This window comes from Streptomyces sp. NBC_00704, assembly GCF_036226605.1.
Taxonomy (GTDB): domain Bacteria; phylum Actinomycetota; class Actinomycetes; order Streptomycetales; family Streptomycetaceae; genus Streptomyces.
The window spans coordinates 6,679,727-6,693,373 of record NZ_CP109000.1 but is presented as its reverse complement, the minus strand read 5'-3'; the positions used below and the strand labels follow the sequence as shown (position 1 = coordinate 6,693,373).

Genomic DNA, 13,647 nt, shown 5'->3' with positions numbered 1-13,647 from the left:
CCGCCCGCCGCCCGCGGCAAACCGATATCGGCGCAGGCCGGGGAAGCGGCCGGCCCCGGCGGTCAGCCGCCGGCGCCCTCCACGGGCTGCCCGGCCGGTCCGCCGTCCCCGGCGGGGGCGACCGTGGCGCCGGCCCAGGACAGCGCCTTCCAGCCGTCCGCGGGCGAGCCCTCCAGCACGACCGTGCCGGTGTTGGCGAGGCGGTGCGCGGCGGCGAAGGGGACGTCGACGTTGTGGGCGCGGGCCGCAGCCCAGGTGCGGATCGCGGCGCCGTGGCTGACCAGTACGGCGGTCCGCGCGCCGCTCGCCGCGACCTCGGCGACCACGGCGTCGTAGCGCGCGAGGAACTCGGTTCCGCTCTCACCGCCCGGCATGCGCAGGTCCGTCTCGCCCGCCGCCCAGGCGAACGCCGTGCGCATGTAGAGGGCGCCCTGCTCCGTGTCTCCGGGCTGCGCTTCCAGGTCCCCGGCGGAGATCTCCCGCAGCCCGTCGCGCACCAGGACGCCGAGGCCGCGGGCGGCGGCCAGCGGGGCGGCCGTGAGCTGGGTGCGGACGAGGGTGGAGGCGTAGAGGGCCTCGACGTCCTCGTCGGCCAGGGCCTCGGGCAGGGCGGCGGCCTGGCGGGCGCCCAGCTCGGTGAGTCCGGGGCCGGGCACGGCGGTGTCGAGGAGGTTGTCCACGTTGGCGGGGGTCTGGCCGTGACGGACGAGCAGCAGGCGCATGCGGGGGAGCCTCCGGTGTCGAGGCCGTCTCCGCCCCGGAAACGGCCGCCTCAGGGTACGGGGCGCCCTCGTGGCGGCTGATCCCGGGCTGCCGCCCGCTGTCGCGAAGCAGGGCCGCACGGTCCGCACGACAACGGGTGACTGACGTACCGTCAGTCCACATTTCAGAATGATCTGTCTCACCATGCGGCCGTCGGCGTAGCGTGGAGCCACCGGGGGCCGGGCCGGACCCGGTCCGTCGAGAAGGGGAGCCGTCATGCCGAAAGCGCAGGAGACCGCCGTCTACACGCACGGGCACCACGAGTCCGTGCTGCGTTCGCACACCTGGCGGACCGCCGCCAACTCCGCGGCGTATCTGCTCGGCTCGCTCAAGCCCCACATGAAGATCCTGGACATCGGCTGCGGCCCCGGCACCATCACCGCCGACCTGGCCGCCCTGGTGCCCGAGGGGCACGTCACCGGCGTCGACCACGCGCCCGGGATTCTGGAGCAGGCCCGCGCCACGGCCGCCGAGCGGGGGCTGACCAACGTCGGCTTCGCGGTCGCGGACGTGCACGCCCTGCCCTACCCCGACGACGCCTTCTGCGTCGTCCACGCCCATCAGGTGCTCCAGCACGTCGGCGATCCCGTGCAGGCGCTGCGGGAGATGCTGCGGGTGACCAAACCCGGCGGCTACGTCGCGGTCCGCGACTCGGACTACGCGGCGATGACCTGGTACCCCGCCGTGGCGGGCATGGACGACTGGCTCGGTCTCTACCGGCGGGTGGCCCGCGCCAACGGCGGCGAACCGGACGCCGGACGGCGGCTGAAGTCCTGGGCGCTGGCCGCCGGGTTCACCGACGTCACGGCCACGTCGTCCACCTGGACCTTCAGCACCCCCGGGGAGCGGGCCTGGTGGAGCGGTCTGTGGGCCGACCGCACCGTGGCCTCGGCCTACGCGGACCTCGCCACCCGCGGCGGGCACGCCACGGCGGAACAGCTGCACGCGGTGGCGGCGGCCTGGCGGGAGTGGGGGCGGCGGGAGGACGGCTGGTTCGCCGTCCTGCACGGGGAGATCCTGGGCCACAAGCCCGGCAGGGCCGAGGCCGGCGAGGCCGAGACCGGGGAGGCTGGGGCCGGGGAGGCCGAGACCGGGGAGGCCGGGGCCGGGGAGGCCGGGGCCGGGGAGGCCGGGGCCGGGGAGGCCGGGGCCGGGGAGGCCGGGGCCGGGGAGGCCGGGGCCGGGAGCGCCGCCTGACCTCGTCCGCTCCCGCCCGACGGGTTCACTCCCGGGGGAGCAGCGGTCCCAGGGGCCCGAGGTCCAGGTTGAGGTCCTCGGGCCGCAGTCCGTAGCGCTCGCGCAGCTCGGTCATGCGGTCGTCCAGCAGCATCAGGGTGAGCCCGATGCGCTCCTCCTGCTCCTCGCTCAGGTCGCCCTGGTCGAAGCGGCGCAGCGCCTGCCGTTCCATCAGCTGGCGCAGCAGCTCCACCACGGTCAGGACCAGTTTGACCAGGTCGCGCTCGACGGTGTCGGGCTCCAGGTCGACGTGGTTGCGTCGGCGGTCCGTCACGGTGACTCCCCCCAGGGCGACGGCACCTGCTCGTTGACCGAGCTGATCAGGGCGTTGAGGTCGATGCGGACGAGGTCGACGTCCGCGATGCGCAGCGTGATGTCGCCCGTGATGACCACTCCCCCGGCGAGCAGCCGGTCGAGCAGGTCCACCAGGGCGATCTCGCGGCGCTCCACGACGGTCATGAGCCCCCCTCGCCGAGGTCGGCGCTCGCCGGCGCCGACGGGGAATCCTGCGCCGTCGACGCGTTCCCGGCGTCGTCCACGAAGGAGTACGCGGCCCAGGGTCCGGTGAGTTCGACGCGCATGCCGGGCTCCTCGCCCTTGGTGCGGTCGACGAGTTCCACGAACTCCTCGGACCGGCCGCGCGGCACCAGGTAGGCGGCGTTCAGGACGTTCTGCCCGGACGCCTTGGACAGCGCCGGGTTCTGCGGGGCGTGCAGCCGGGCCCCGTCGGCGTGCGCGGACAGGTCGGCGTGCAGACGGTCCGCGAACCGCTCCGCGCGCTGCCGGCTGTCCTCGTGCGCCCGGCTCTCCATGCGCCGCCGGCGCAGGTAGTCCCGGCCCGAGGCGGGCTTCTCCGCCGTCTCGGCGGCGGCGGAGGCGGAGGCGGCGGGCTCCCGCTCCACGTAGACCTTCACGCCCCACTCGACGCGGCCCTCCAGCCGGTCCAGGGTGCGCAGGAAGTCCGCCTCGCGCTCCTCCATCATCACGCGGACGCCGCTGTCGTCACGGAACACCGTGGCGAGCCGCAGCGGCAGCGGCGTGGTGACGGCCGTCAGCGCGTCGATCACCTGCTGGTGGGCCCTGGCGGTGTCGGTCAGCCAGTCGAGGTCCTCCAGATGCCGGTGCAGGGGCGCCTCGGCGAAGTCGGCCTCGGGGACATGGCTGACGACCGCGATCAGACCGCGGTGGGCGAGCAGCCGGGGCGGATCGCCCGCCACGCCCTTCAGGGCCGTCTGCAACGGCGCGCCGATGGGCCGGCAGACGGCGTAGACGTACCGCAGTCCCGTCACGGCGACTCCTTCCTGACGTCACGGGAGCCGGACTCCCGGGCCTCCGGGGCGCGGCCCAGCTCCAGTTCCTCCAGCCGGGCCAGCCGTTCACGCAGCTCGGCGTTCTCCCGCGCGAGTTCGTCGCGACGGGCGCCGGAGGACAGCGCCGGGTCGGTCTCCCACCAGTCGATGCCCATCTCCTTCGCCTTGTCGACGGAGGCGACGATGAGGCGGAGTTTGATGGTGAGCAGTTCGATGTCGAGCAGGTTGATCCGGATGTCGCCCGCGATCACGATGCCCTTGTCGAGAACGCGCTCCAGGATGTCGGCGAGGTTGGCCCCGCCGCCCTGGCCGTACGGCTCCGGCAGCCGGCTCGACATGGTCATCGCCGGCTCCCGCCCTTCGCGTCCTCGTACTGGGGCTCGGCCTCCTCCTCGGGCTCACCCTCTTCCTCTTCCTCCTCGTACTCGCCTTCGGGCTCCTCCTCGAACTCTTCCTCGGGCTCGCCCTCCTCGTCTTCCTCCTCGTACGCGCCCTCGGCCTCCTCCTCGGGCTCGTACTCCTCATCGTCCTCCGGGGCGTCGTCCGCGGCATCCCGCGCCTCGGCGTCCTCGCCGTCCTCGCCGTTCTCGCCGTTCTCGTCGGCGTCCTCGGCGTCCTCGGACCGCTGGTTCTCCTCCTCCTCGGCGATCGCGTCGTCGTGGGAGCGGACGACCTCGCCGTCGCGGATCTCGCCGCGCCAGCTGTCCTGCGCCTCACCCTTGATGGTGATGAAGCGGGCGAAGTTCTTCAGGTCGAGGCGGGCACGGCGGCCCTGGGCGCGCCAGATGTTGCCGGTCTTCTCGAACAGGCCCGTCGGGTAGTACTCGATGACCAGCAGGATGCGGGTCAGGTTCTCGCCTAGCTCGTGGAAGGAGACGACGCCCTTCGTGGTGCCCTTGGCGCCCTCCGACGTCCAGGCGATCCGGTCGTCCGGCACCTGTTCGGTGGTCTTCGCCTTCCAGCTGCGGTTGGACCAGAAGACCTTCGCCTGCCAGTCGCTGGTGGTGTCGTCGGCGCGGTTGGCGCTCTTGACGCCCTTGGCGAAGGTGCTGAAGTCCTGGTACTGCGTCCACTGGTCGTAGGCGGTGCGCAGCGGCACGCCGACGTCGATCGTCTCCATGATCACGGTCGGCTTCTTGCCGGCGTTCTTCTTGCCCTTGCCGCCCTTGCCGCCGCCGATGTTCTTCAGGGCACCGGTCACCTTGTCCTTGGCGCGCGAGGCGCCCAGCTCCAGGGCGGAGCGGACCGGCCCCTTGCCCTCGGCGATCTTCTTGCCGCCGTCCAGGGCGAGTTTGGCGAACCCGGGGCTGTTGCCCTCGGCGATGTCGTTGAGCTTGTTCGTGGTCTCGCCGAGCTTGTTGCCGACGCCGGTGAGCAGACGCGTGGCCTGCGCGGCGAGGTACTCCTGCACCTCGCCCTTGAGCCGGTCGGCCGCCTCGCTCTGGGCCAGGCCCGAGAGGGGGTTGCCGTTGCCGGTCGACTTTCCCGCGGCGGAGGTCGCGGACTTCGCGGATCCGAGGGTGTCGGTCATCGGTCACCGCCTCCCTTCGAGCGCCGGGCGCCGGAGCTCCCGCCGGAGGCGGGCCTGGACGCCGTCTTCGCGGCCGTCTTCCCGGCCGACGCGGTCTTCTTGGCGGCCGTCCTGCGGGCCGGGGCCTTCTTGGCCGGCGCCTTCTTCGCGGGGGCCTTCTTCGCGGGCGCCTTCTTGGCCGTCTTCTTCGCCGCCGGCTTCCTCGGCGGTTCCTCGTCCTGCGAGTCCTCCTCGTCCTCCGAGTCCTCCGAGTCCTCCGCCGGCTCCGGCTCGTCCTCGTCGGCGTCCTCGGCGTCCTCGGCGTCGTCGTCCTCGGTGTCCCGGGGCTCGTCGTCCTCCTCGTACTCCTCGTCCGCCTCCAGGTCGTCGTCCTGCTCGTCGTCCTGGCTGCGGCCCTTGCCGGGCACGGCGCCGGCGAGCTGGTCGCGCACCTCGGCGGTACGGCCGTGCAGCCGGTCCGCGAGCGCGTCGATCTGCCGCTCGACCATGGCGCCGGAGGCGGCCTTGCCGACTCCGCGCAGGTCCTGACGCAGCTGGTCGCCGATCTCCTTGAACTGCGGGTTGTCCCGCAGCTGCTGGGAGACCAGATCGGCGATGCCCTTCGGCGTCAGGTTGAGCCGCTTGCCGGCCACCAGGGATCCGACGGCCACCGCCATTTTCAGTTTCTTGGTGCGGCCGAGCAGATATCCGGCCCCGACCGCGAGGCCCAGTCCCATTCGGTTCATCTTGCCGTCCCGTCGTCCGATTGCGTGGTGCCGCGTGCGCTGGTCTCCAGTCGGTCCAGGAGTTCGTCCTCCTGTCGGTCGAACTCCTCCTCCGTGATCTCCCCCGCCTCCAACTGCTGTTCGAGACGGGAGAGTTCGGCCCGGATCGTGGAAGGGTCGTAGTAGATCCGTTCGGCCTCACGGAGCACCTGTCGGATCACCCATCCACTGCCCCGGACCGGAGCCAGCGGCAGCAGGAAAACCTCTCCGAGCAGTCCCACGACGCACCTACTCCCCGGTGATCGTCTCCGCGGGCTCGGACGGTCCGGGCTCGACGAAGCTGTAGGGCGGAAGCGGCCCGTTGAGGCGCACGTCGAGGTGCGGATGAGCCTGGCGCAGCTCGTCCACCGCCTCCGCGAACCGGGCGGCCTCGTCCCTGGCGACCAGGAACGACACGTTGGCCAGCCAGCCCGTGGACTCGGGGCCCTGGGCGACGGCGGCCGCGAGCGGCTCCAGCGCCTGCTGGACGACGCCCGCGTCCTCGGCCTCCTGGGCCTTGACGGCGGCGGCCACCATCTCGCCGAGCTGAATCTTCTGCTCGTAACTGCCGCCGCCCGCCTTGCGGTTGGCCTCGGCGAGCGCACGCAGCTCGGGGCTGCCGGCCATGACGTGGTGCAGCACGGCCTCCTCGACGTGCGTCGCCTTGACGTTGTACTCGACCTTGCCGTCGAGAGCCCGCAGCCGCTCCTGGTAGTGCTCGGCGCGCTCGGCCAGCACACCGGTCACGGCGCTGTCCTCGGGGGCCACGCTGCCGAACCGCATGGGCAGCACGCAGCCGCCGGCGCCCGCCTCGGCGAGCACGTTCTGGTGCGCGAGCAGCTCACGCCGCTTGGGGCGCAGCCCCTCGGGCGCGTCGCTCACGATGGCCGCCAGGTCGCCCTCCTTCAGCACCCGCACGGGCATGGCAGGGTCCCCGACGCCTCCCAGGCCCTCGGGAAGGGCAGGGTGCGAGCCCGCGGTGATGCCGTAGACGTAGGTGCTCACTCCTGCTCCTCCTTCCGGCGCGAAGCCGTGCTCTTGCGGGCGCGCGGCCTGGGCTCACGCTCCGCGGAACCGTCGTCACGCGCCTGCTTGAACGCGTCGGATATGGTCTCCGCGGCGCCGGACAGGGCGCCCTTGGACTTGCCGCGCGCACCGGACTCGGTGACGTCGCCGACGATCTCGGGCAGGCCCGGGCTCTTGTTGGGGCCGGACTCCAGGTCCAGCCGGTTGCACGCCTCGGCGAAGCGCAGATAGGTGTCGACGCTGGCCACGACGACACGTACGTCGATCTTGAGGATCTCGATGCCGACCAGGGAGACCCGCACGAACGCGTCGATCACCAGCCCCCTGTCGAGGACGAGCTCCAGAACGTCGTAAAGACCGCTCGAGCCGCCTCCGCCACCGGACTGCTGTGCCGGGACTACGGTCATGCCGACCGCACCTCCTTGCTTCGTGATGGATGACCCGAGGATCGGAATCGATCTTCGGACAAGTCTTTGGATGGTTCTTCGGGCTGGGGCTTCGGGGGCGGCCTAGCGGCCGCCGGCCCGGTGCGCGTCGGCCCGCCCGCGCTCATAACGGCGAACGCGCCGATAGCCGGTGAGCTGTCCGTCCGGGTCGAGCTCGACCTGGTAGGTCGCCATGAGGCTCATGGTGTCGGGGACCCGTTCCAGTTCGAGCACCTCGACCTCCAGGGACCAGCCGTCCTCCGTCTGCGCGAAGGAGGACACGCTCTCGGCGGTCATGCCGGTGAGCTCCGCCAGCTGGGCACGCGCCTCGCGGAGCACCTCCATGGGGCGCGGCCGGTCGTTCGTCACGATGTGGTCCTCGCCCTTCATGTCGTCGTCCTCGTCGGCCTCGTCGGCTTCCGGCCCGTCGTCCTCGGACTCGTCGTCCTCGAGTTCCTCGTCCTCGGGCTCGTCGGCCGCCTGCCCGCCGGTGTCCGGTTCCTCGCCCTCCGCCTCTTCGGCGTCCTGCTCTTCCCGTTCCTCGCCGTCGAGTTCCTCCGCGTCGGCCTCGGCGTCCGCCTCTTCGGTGTCGGCCTCGACGTCGGCCTCGGCCTCCGCCTCCTCCGCGTCGGCCTCTTCGGCGTCGGCGTCCTCCGCGTCCTGTGCGTCGGTCTCTTCGGCTTCCAGCTCTTCGGCGTCCTGCTCCTCCCGGCGGTGTGCGGGACGGTCGCGCCGGGACGTCTCGCTCGCCGGCCCTTTCTTCCGGGGGTTTCGTGAAGTCCGCGCACCCGATGTGTTCTCTGTGGAGCGCGCTGTGCTTTTTGTGTTCGCCATGGCCACCTCTCCTTCCGTGTGGCCGGAAGCCTCATGGCCAAACCTTCACGAGCCGTCCAGTGCGCGGAGCCGCCGCCGGGCCGGCTTCAGGGAGCGTCCGCGGCCGGTCAGCGCGGCCCAGGGGCGGGAGCGGGCCTGCTCCACGGCGTCGGCGACCGTCCAGCGGCGCGGGCCCAGCTCGGGATCGTCGAGCTGCTCCCAGCTGATCGGGGTGGCGACGGGGGCCCCGGGCAGGGCGCGGACCGTGTAGGGGGCGACGGCGGTCTGCGCGTAGGCGTTGCGCTGAATGTCCAGGTAGAGCCTCTCGCCGCGGTCCTTCTTGCGGGCGGCCGTGGTGAGCCGGTCCGGGTGCTCGGCCACGAGGCGCTCGGCGACGTCCCGGGCGAAGGCGCGCACCTCGTCGAAGCCCTCGCCGCCGTCGACCGGCACGACGACGTGCAGCCCGCGCGAGCCCGTCGTCATCAACCCGGAGGGCAGCCGCAGCTCGTCGAGCAGCTCGCCCAGCCACCGGGCGGCCTCGCGGACGGCGGCGAAGGAGGCGTCGTCGGCCGGGTCGAGGTCAAAGACCAGCAGGTCCGGCCGGTCGACCCGGTCGGCCCGCGACAGCCAGCGGTGCAGGGTGAGACAGGCCTGGTCGGCCAGGTGGACGAGGGTGGCGGTGTCGTCGCAGACGGTGTGGCGGACCGTGCCGTCCTCCTTGGCGACCTCGGCCCGCCTGATCCACTCCGGATAGTGCTCGGGGGTGTTCTTCTGCATGAACCGGGGGCCTTCGATCCCGTCCGGATGCCGTTCCAGCATCAGCGGGCGGCCCTTCAGGTGCGGCAGCATGAACGCGGCGACGGACCGGTAGTAGTCGACGACGTCGGCCTTCGTGTACCGCTGGTACCCCTGGGCCCCCTCGCCGGCCGGGAAGAGCACCTTGTCCGGCCGGTGGACCTCGACGGTGCGGCGGCCGGCACGCACCGTCCGTACGCCGCCGCCGCCCGCCTGCGCGCTCACGGCGCGATCGCCTGCTCCACCAGCAGCCGGACGGACGCGGCGATCGACTCCGCGTCGATCCCGGCGGCGTGCAGCTGCTCGTCGGGGGCGGCCGACCCCGGCATGGTGCGGACGGCGAGACGCACCAGGCGGGGAGTGGGCCGTCCGTCGAGGAAGGCGTCGAGGACCGCGTCGCCCAGGCCGCCCTGCTCGTGGTGGTCCTCCACGCTCAGCAGGCAGCCGGTCTCCTCCGCCGCCCGCCGCAGCGTCTCCCGGTCGACGGGCTTGACCGAGTACAGGTCGATCACCCGGACCGCGATGCCCTCGCCGTCGAGCGCCTCGGCGGCCTTCAGCGCCTCGTGCACGGTGACACCGGCCGCGACGACGGTCATCCGGTCCCGGTCGGAGGAGCGCAGCACCTTGCTGCCGCCGACCGGGAACTCCTCGTCCGGGCCGTACAGGGCCGAGGCCTTGCCGCGCGAGGTGCGCAGATAGCGGACGCCGTCCAGGCCGGCCATCGTGGCGACGAGCCGGGCGGTCTGGTTGGGGTCGCACGGGTACAGCACGGTGGAGCCGTGCACGGCCCGGAACATCGCCAGGTCCTCCAGGCCCATCTGCGAGGGGCCGTCCTGGCCGATGGCGGACCCTGCGTGCGAGCCGACCAGGTTGACGCCGGAGCCGCTGACCGCGGCCATGCGGACGAAGTCGTGGGCCCGGGTCAGGAAGGCGGCGAACGTGGAGGCGTATGGCACCCAGCCGCGCGCGGCGAGGCCCACCGCGGCGGCGACGAGCTGCTGCTCGGCGATGTAGCACTCGAAGAACCGCTCGGGATGCTCCTTGGCGAAGACCTCGGCGCGGGTGGAGTCGCTCACCTCGCCGTCGAGCGCGACGACGTCCTCACGGGCGCCGCCGAGCGCGGCCAGCGCCTGGCCGTAGGCGTCCCGGGTGGCCGCCTCCTCGCCCTTCTCCCAGCGCGGCAGGTCCAGGCGTCCGGTCGGCACGGAGTGCAGCATGCGCGTGTCGGCCGGTTCGCGCACCCGCACGCGCAGGTCGCGCACGCCGCCCAGCTCCTCGATCGCCTCGTCGGCGTCCGGGAGCGGCTTGCCGTGCAGCCCCTCGCGGTCCTGGACGGCGTCCACGCCCCGGCCCTTGAGGGTGCGGGCGAGGATGACGGTGGGCTGGCCCTTCGTGGAGGCCGCCTCGCCGTACGCGCGGTCGATCGCGTCCACGTCGTGGCCGTCGACCTCGACCGTGTGCCAGCCGAACGCCTGGAAGCGGCGGGCGTAGGCGTCGAGGTCGTGGCCGTGCCGGGTCGGGCCGCGCTGGCCGAGCCGGTTGACGTCGACGATGGCCGTCAGGTTGTCGAGATGCTCGTGGCCCGCGTGCTCGGCGGCCTCCCACACCGAGCCCTCGGCGAGTTCGCTGTCCCCGCACAGCACCCAGACGCGGTAGCCGGTGTGCTCCAGCCGCTTGCCGGACAGCGCGATGCCGACGCCCACGGGCAGGCCCTGGCCGAGCGAACCCGTGGCCGTCTCGACCCACGGCAGCCGCCGCGGGGTGGGATGCCCTTCGAGCCGGCTGCCGAGCTTGCGGAAGGTCAGCAGCTCCTCGTCGTCGACGGCCCCGACCGCCTTGTAGGCGGAGTACAGCAGCGGGGAGGCGTGGCCCTTGGACAGGACGAAGCGGTCGTTGCCGGGGTGGGCCGGGCGCTCGAAGTCGTAGCGGAGGTGGTGGGCGAGGAGCACGGCCATCAGGTCCGCGGCGGACATCGACGACGTCGGGTGCCCGGATCCCGCGGCGGCGGAGGCGCGCACGCTGTCCACCCTCAACTGCTGTCCGAGTTCGATGAGTTCGGCGGTGTCCATCGGGTTACCGGTCTCCTTCCGCACGCTCGCCGGGGCTCCCGACGGGTTCGCCGCCGGGCTGGTTCCTCGCGGGTTCGCCGCCCGGCTGCTTCTTCGCGGGCTCGCCGCCGGGCTGGTTCTTCGCGGGCTCGGCCGGCTCGTCGCCGTCCGGGGCCGCCGGTCCGGTGCTGTGCTGCCCGACCTCCGGGGTGGGCGCGGTGATCGACTGGGAGCCGTCCTCGGGCGACGACTGCCCGGTGCGGGGGCCGTCCTTCCCGCTTGTGTGCCGCCCCACCTCGGGGGTCGGCGAAGTGATCGACTGGGAGCCGTCCTCCGGGGAGGGGCGCCGTCCGCCGGACCCGCCGGTCGTCCGGTTCTCGTCGTTCACGTGGTTCACGTCGCTCACCTGATCTCTGTCGTGGTGGATGTTCGGTTCGTCGGCCTCGTCGGCGTCGTCGCGCCGGGCCCGAAGGCCGTCGGTGGACGCCCGCGGGCGTCCGGGAGCGGGGAGGGTCCGGGCGGCACGGTGTCCCGGGGCGCCGGATCCGGCCGCGCGAGGCCCTGCGGCACGGGCCCGCGCGGCGGCATGGCGTCCCGCGTCCGACCGGACGCGTCGCGGATCCGGTCGCCGGGGGTCGCGGCGAGCCGGCGGGCACGTGCGGCCGCCCCCGCCAGGGGGCCGGGCAGACGCACGCCGAGCGGGCCGGCGGCCGTCCGCGTCCCGCCGAGATCGACGGCGCACCCGGGCTCCCGGTGCCGGTACGGCCGCGAACCGCCCCGGCCGCCGAGGGACGCGGCGACGTTGAGTCCGGCCGCCTTCCCCTGCCGCCACGCGTGCCACGCGGTCGCCGGCGTGTACTCCCCCGGCCGGTCGAGGTCGGGCACGGCGGCCGCGTCGCCGCAGGCGAACACCTCGGGACGGCCCGGTGCCTGGAGCGTCGGCTCCACGAGCAGCCGGCCCCGCTCCAGGGGCAGTCCGAGCGACCGCGTCAAGGGACCGGGCCCCGCGCCGACGCACCACACCAGCGTGCGGCTCTCCACGAACTCGCCGTCGCTCAGCAGCACGCCCTCGTACGTGGCCTCCACCACGGAGGTCCCGGTGCGCACCTCGACGCCGCGGGCGCGCAGCACCCGTTCGGCGGCGCGGGAACAGGGTTCGTCCAGTTCGGGAAGGACGCGGTCGGCGTCGTCGAGCAGCAGCCAGCGCGGCCGGACGCCCGTGCGGGCGGGACGGTCCCGCGCCAGCGCGTCGGTGAACGGCTTGCCCCGCGCGGCGACCTGGACGCCGGTGTGCCCCGCGCCGGCGACGACGAACGTGCAACGCGCCACCCGGTCGGCCGCGTCGACGCCGGACGCGGCCGACTCCATGTGGCGTACGAGGTGATCGCGCAGACGGAGCGCCCCGGGCAGATCCCGGCAGCCGTGGACGTGCCCGCCGGGTCCCGGGACGGGCGCCGGCCCGCTGCCGCCGCCCGTGGCCAGCACGAGCCGGTCGTAGCCGACGGCGAACTCCTCGCCCTCGGGGCCGGTGCCGCGCACGGTGCGCGTGTCCAGGTCCACGCGGTCCGCCGCGCCGAGCACCAGCCGGACGCCGCGCAGGCCGCGCGACAGCGGCACGCAGGCCCGGCGCGGTTCCAGCGCGCCGGCCGCCACCCGGGGCAGCAGGGGCGGGTACAGGAAGTGGCCGGCCGGGTTGAGCAGGGTGACGTCGGCCCGCCCGTGAACCGCCCGCACGAGGGTACGGGCCGCCCGGAACCCGGCGGGGCCCGCTCCGGCGATCACGATGCGGGGTCGACTCACACTGGCCTCCGGCGGGATTCGGACGGTTGTCGTACGAGGGCTTCCGCGTCCCCCTCGGGGCTTCCGCGTCCCCCTGGCGGGGTCGGCCAAACGTGCGCCGGTTTCCCGTCCGGGCGTCGGGTACCCGGTGCGGGACCGGAGTCACCCATGTCGGAGGTACCCCCCATGCCCGAGTACGGCTACTTCCTGTCCTGCGAGGAGTTCGGCCCCGCGGACCTGATCGAACAGGCGCGGATGGCCGAGCAGGCGGGCTTCCAGGCGCTGTGGATCTCCGACCACTACCACCCGTGGAACGACGCGCAGGGCCAGAGCCCGTTCGTCTGGTCGGTGATCGGCGCGCTGTCGGAGGCGGTGTCGCTGCCGATCGAGACGGCCGTGACGTGCCCGACCGTGCGGATGCACCCCGCCGTGGTGGCCCAGGCCGCCGCCACCGCCGCCGTGATGACGAACGGTCGCTTCCGGCTCGGCGTCGGCTCGGGCGAGGCGCTGAACGAGCACATCCTGGGCGACGTCTGGCCGCCCGCGAACGTGCGCCTGGAAATGCTGGAGGAAGCCGTGCAGGTCATGCGCCGGCTGTTCACCGGCGAAGAGGTCAGCCACTACGGCACGCACTACAAGGTGGAGAACGCCCGCCTGTACACCGTGCCCGACGAGCCGGTCCCGATCGACATCTCCGGGTTCGGGCCGAAGGCGACGTCGCTGGCGTCCCGGGTGGGCGACGGCTACATCACGATGATGCCCGAGGAGCCGATGGTGGAGCAGTTCCGCAAGGGCGGCGGCGGCGCGAAGCCGGTCAGCGGCGGCACGAAGGTCTGTTACGGCGCCGACCGCGACGAGGCCGTGCGCACGGTCCACCGGCTGTGGTCGAACCAGCTGCTGCCCGGCGAGATGGGCCAGATCCTGCCCACCCCGCGCCACTTCGAGCAGCTGGAGCCGCTGATCAGCGAGGAGATGGTCGGCGAGAACACGGTCTGCGGCGACGACGTGGACGAGCACGTCGCCGCGCTGACCGCCTTCGCCGACGCGGGCTTCGACCGGATCTACGTGAACCAGATCGGGCCGGACCAGCGCGGCTTCTTCGACTTCTACCGGACCAAGGTGCTGCCCCGCCTCCAGTGAGGCCGGGCCCGGCCCGTGCGCGGGCCCCGCGGCAGTGCT

16 protein-coding genes and 1 pseudogene are annotated in these 13,647 nt (G+C 73.4%); 2 read left to right on the top strand and 15 right to left on the bottom strand.

Annotated features, from left to right (window positions below; translation table 11 throughout):
- Positions 1-62 precede the first annotated feature (62 nt).
- Complete coding sequence (locus OG802_RS29040; RefSeq protein WP_329415173.1) at positions 63-722, bottom strand: histidine phosphatase family protein; 660 nt, start codon at positions 720-722, stop codon at positions 63-65.
- A 256-nt stretch (positions 723-978) separates the two neighbouring features.
- Between OG802_RS29040 and OG802_RS29035 the strand changes: the two are divergent.
- Positions 979-1,791 (top strand): annotated as a pseudogene (locus OG802_RS29035) (class I SAM-dependent methyltransferase); the annotation flags it as partial.
- Between the two features lie 193 nt (positions 1,792-1,984).
- Here OG802_RS29035 and OG802_RS29030 read toward each other — a convergent pair.
- The 14 genes from OG802_RS29030 to OG802_RS28965 form a co-directional block, all read right to left on the bottom strand.
- Entirely contained in the window at positions 1,985-2,272 is a 288-nt protein-coding gene (locus OG802_RS29030; RefSeq protein WP_329415171.1) for a gas vesicle protein K, read from the bottom strand.
- Positions 2,269-2,457 carry a gas vesicle protein gene (locus OG802_RS29025; RefSeq protein ID WP_329415169.1) on the bottom strand — a complete coding sequence of 63 codons (189 nt, stop codon included), beginning with the start codon at positions 2,455-2,457 and terminating at the stop codon, positions 2,269-2,271. Before OG802_RS29025 ends, OG802_RS29030 begins: the two co-directional genes overlap by 4 nt.
- Positions 2,454-3,287: a GvpL/GvpF family gas vesicle protein gene (locus tag OG802_RS29020; protein WP_329415167.1), complete on the bottom strand. Its 834-nt coding sequence runs from the start codon at positions 3,285-3,287 to the stop codon at positions 2,454-2,456. Before OG802_RS29020 ends, OG802_RS29025 begins: the two co-directional genes overlap by 4 nt.
- A complete protein-coding gene (locus OG802_RS29015; protein ID WP_329415166.1) occupies positions 3,284-3,652 on the bottom strand; it encodes a gas vesicle protein in 369 nt (122 codons plus the stop codon). Before OG802_RS29015 ends, OG802_RS29020 begins: the two co-directional genes overlap by 4 nt.
- A complete protein-coding gene (locus OG802_RS29010; RefSeq protein ID WP_329415165.1) occupies positions 3,649-4,839 on the bottom strand; it encodes an SRPBCC family protein in 1,191 nt (396 codons plus the stop codon). Before OG802_RS29010 ends, OG802_RS29015 begins: the two co-directional genes overlap by 4 nt.
- A complete protein-coding gene (locus tag OG802_RS29005) occupies positions 4,836-5,564 on the bottom strand; it encodes a DNA primase (RefSeq protein WP_329415163.1) in 729 nt (242 codons plus the stop codon). Before OG802_RS29005 ends, OG802_RS29010 begins: the two co-directional genes overlap by 4 nt.
- The gene (locus OG802_RS29000; protein WP_329415162.1) at positions 5,561-5,824 is read right to left on the bottom strand and encodes a gas vesicle protein GvpG; all 264 of its coding nucleotides are present in this window, start codon (positions 5,822-5,824) and stop codon (positions 5,561-5,563) included. Before OG802_RS29000 ends, OG802_RS29005 begins: the two co-directional genes overlap by 4 nt.
- A 7-nt stretch (positions 5,825-5,831) precedes the next feature.
- Positions 5,832-6,587 carry a GvpL/GvpF family gas vesicle protein gene (locus OG802_RS28995; protein ID WP_329415160.1) on the bottom strand — a complete coding sequence of 252 codons (756 nt, stop codon included), beginning with the start codon at positions 6,585-6,587 and terminating at the stop codon, positions 5,832-5,834.
- On the bottom strand, positions 6,584-7,015 hold the full coding sequence (locus OG802_RS28990) for a gas vesicle structural protein GvpA (RefSeq protein WP_329415158.1): 432 nt from the start codon (positions 7,013-7,015) through the stop codon (positions 6,584-6,586). Before OG802_RS28990 ends, OG802_RS28995 begins: the two co-directional genes overlap by 4 nt.
- 102 nt (positions 7,016-7,117) lie before the next feature.
- On the bottom strand, positions 7,118-7,423 hold the full coding sequence (locus OG802_RS28985) for a gas vesicle protein GvpO (RefSeq protein WP_329417493.1): 306 nt from the start codon (positions 7,421-7,423) through the stop codon (positions 7,118-7,120).
- A gap of 489 nt (positions 7,424-7,912) precedes the next feature.
- On the bottom strand, positions 7,913-8,866 hold the full coding sequence (gene ligD / locus OG802_RS28980; RefSeq protein WP_329415156.1) for a non-homologous end-joining DNA ligase: 954 nt from the start codon (positions 8,864-8,866) through the stop codon (positions 7,913-7,915).
- Positions 8,863-10,710 carry a transketolase gene (locus OG802_RS28975; RefSeq protein WP_329415154.1) on the bottom strand — a complete coding sequence of 616 codons (1,848 nt, stop codon included), beginning with the start codon at positions 10,708-10,710 and terminating at the stop codon, positions 8,863-8,865. Before OG802_RS28975 ends, ligD begins: the two co-directional genes overlap by 4 nt.
- A gap of 4 nt (positions 10,711-10,714) precedes the next feature.
- Positions 10,715-11,086 carry a hypothetical protein gene (locus tag OG802_RS28970; RefSeq protein WP_329415151.1) on the bottom strand — a complete coding sequence of 124 codons (372 nt, stop codon included), beginning with the start codon at positions 11,084-11,086 and terminating at the stop codon, positions 10,715-10,717.
- Between the two features lie 5 nt (positions 11,087-11,091).
- Positions 11,092-12,489 carry an NAD(P)/FAD-dependent oxidoreductase gene (locus tag OG802_RS28965; protein WP_329415150.1) on the bottom strand — a complete coding sequence of 466 codons (1,398 nt, stop codon included), beginning with the start codon at positions 12,487-12,489 and terminating at the stop codon, positions 11,092-11,094.
- Between the two features lie 165 nt (positions 12,490-12,654).
- On the opposite strand from OG802_RS28965, the gene OG802_RS28960 reads away from it, so the two are divergent.
- Entirely contained in the window at positions 12,655-13,608 is a 954-nt protein-coding gene (locus OG802_RS28960) for an LLM class F420-dependent oxidoreductase (protein WP_329417491.1), read from the top strand.
- The last annotated feature ends 39 nt before the right edge of the window (positions 13,609-13,647 follow it).

Excerpts from the sequence above, each read along its gene's own strand:
- OG802_RS29010 (WP_329415165.1), bottom strand. The coding sequence starts at position 4,839 with ATGACCGACACCCTCGGATCCGCGAAGTCCGCGACCTCCGCCGCGGGA.
- OG802_RS29025 (WP_329415169.1), bottom strand. The coding sequence starts at position 2,457 with ATGACCGTCGTGGAGCGCCGCGAGATCGCCCTGGTGGACCTGCTCGAC.
- OG802_RS29015 (WP_329415166.1), bottom strand. The coding sequence starts at position 3,652 with ATGACCATGTCGAGCCGGCTGCCGGAGCCGTACGGCCAGGGCGGCGGG.
- OG802_RS28975 (WP_329415154.1), bottom strand. The coding sequence starts at position 10,710 with ATGGACACCGCCGAACTCATCGAACTCGGACAGCAGTTGAGGGTGGAC.
- OG802_RS28985 (WP_329417493.1), bottom strand. The coding sequence starts at position 7,423 with ATGAAGGGCGAGGACCACATCGTGACGAACGACCGGCCGCGCCCCATG.
- OG802_RS28990 (WP_329415158.1), bottom strand. The coding sequence starts at position 7,015 with ATGACCGTAGTCCCGGCACAGCAGTCCGGTGGCGGAGGCGGCTCGAGC.
- OG802_RS29005 (WP_329415163.1), bottom strand. The coding sequence starts at position 5,564 with ATGAACCGAATGGGACTGGGCCTCGCGGTCGGGGCCGGATATCTGCTC.
- OG802_RS28960 (WP_329417491.1), top strand. The coding sequence starts at position 12,655 with ATGCCCGAGTACGGCTACTTCCTGTCCTGCGAGGAGTTCGGCCCCGCG.
- OG802_RS29040 (WP_329415173.1), bottom strand. The coding sequence starts at position 722 with ATGCGCCTGCTGCTCGTCCGTCACGGCCAGACCCCCGCCAACGTGGAC.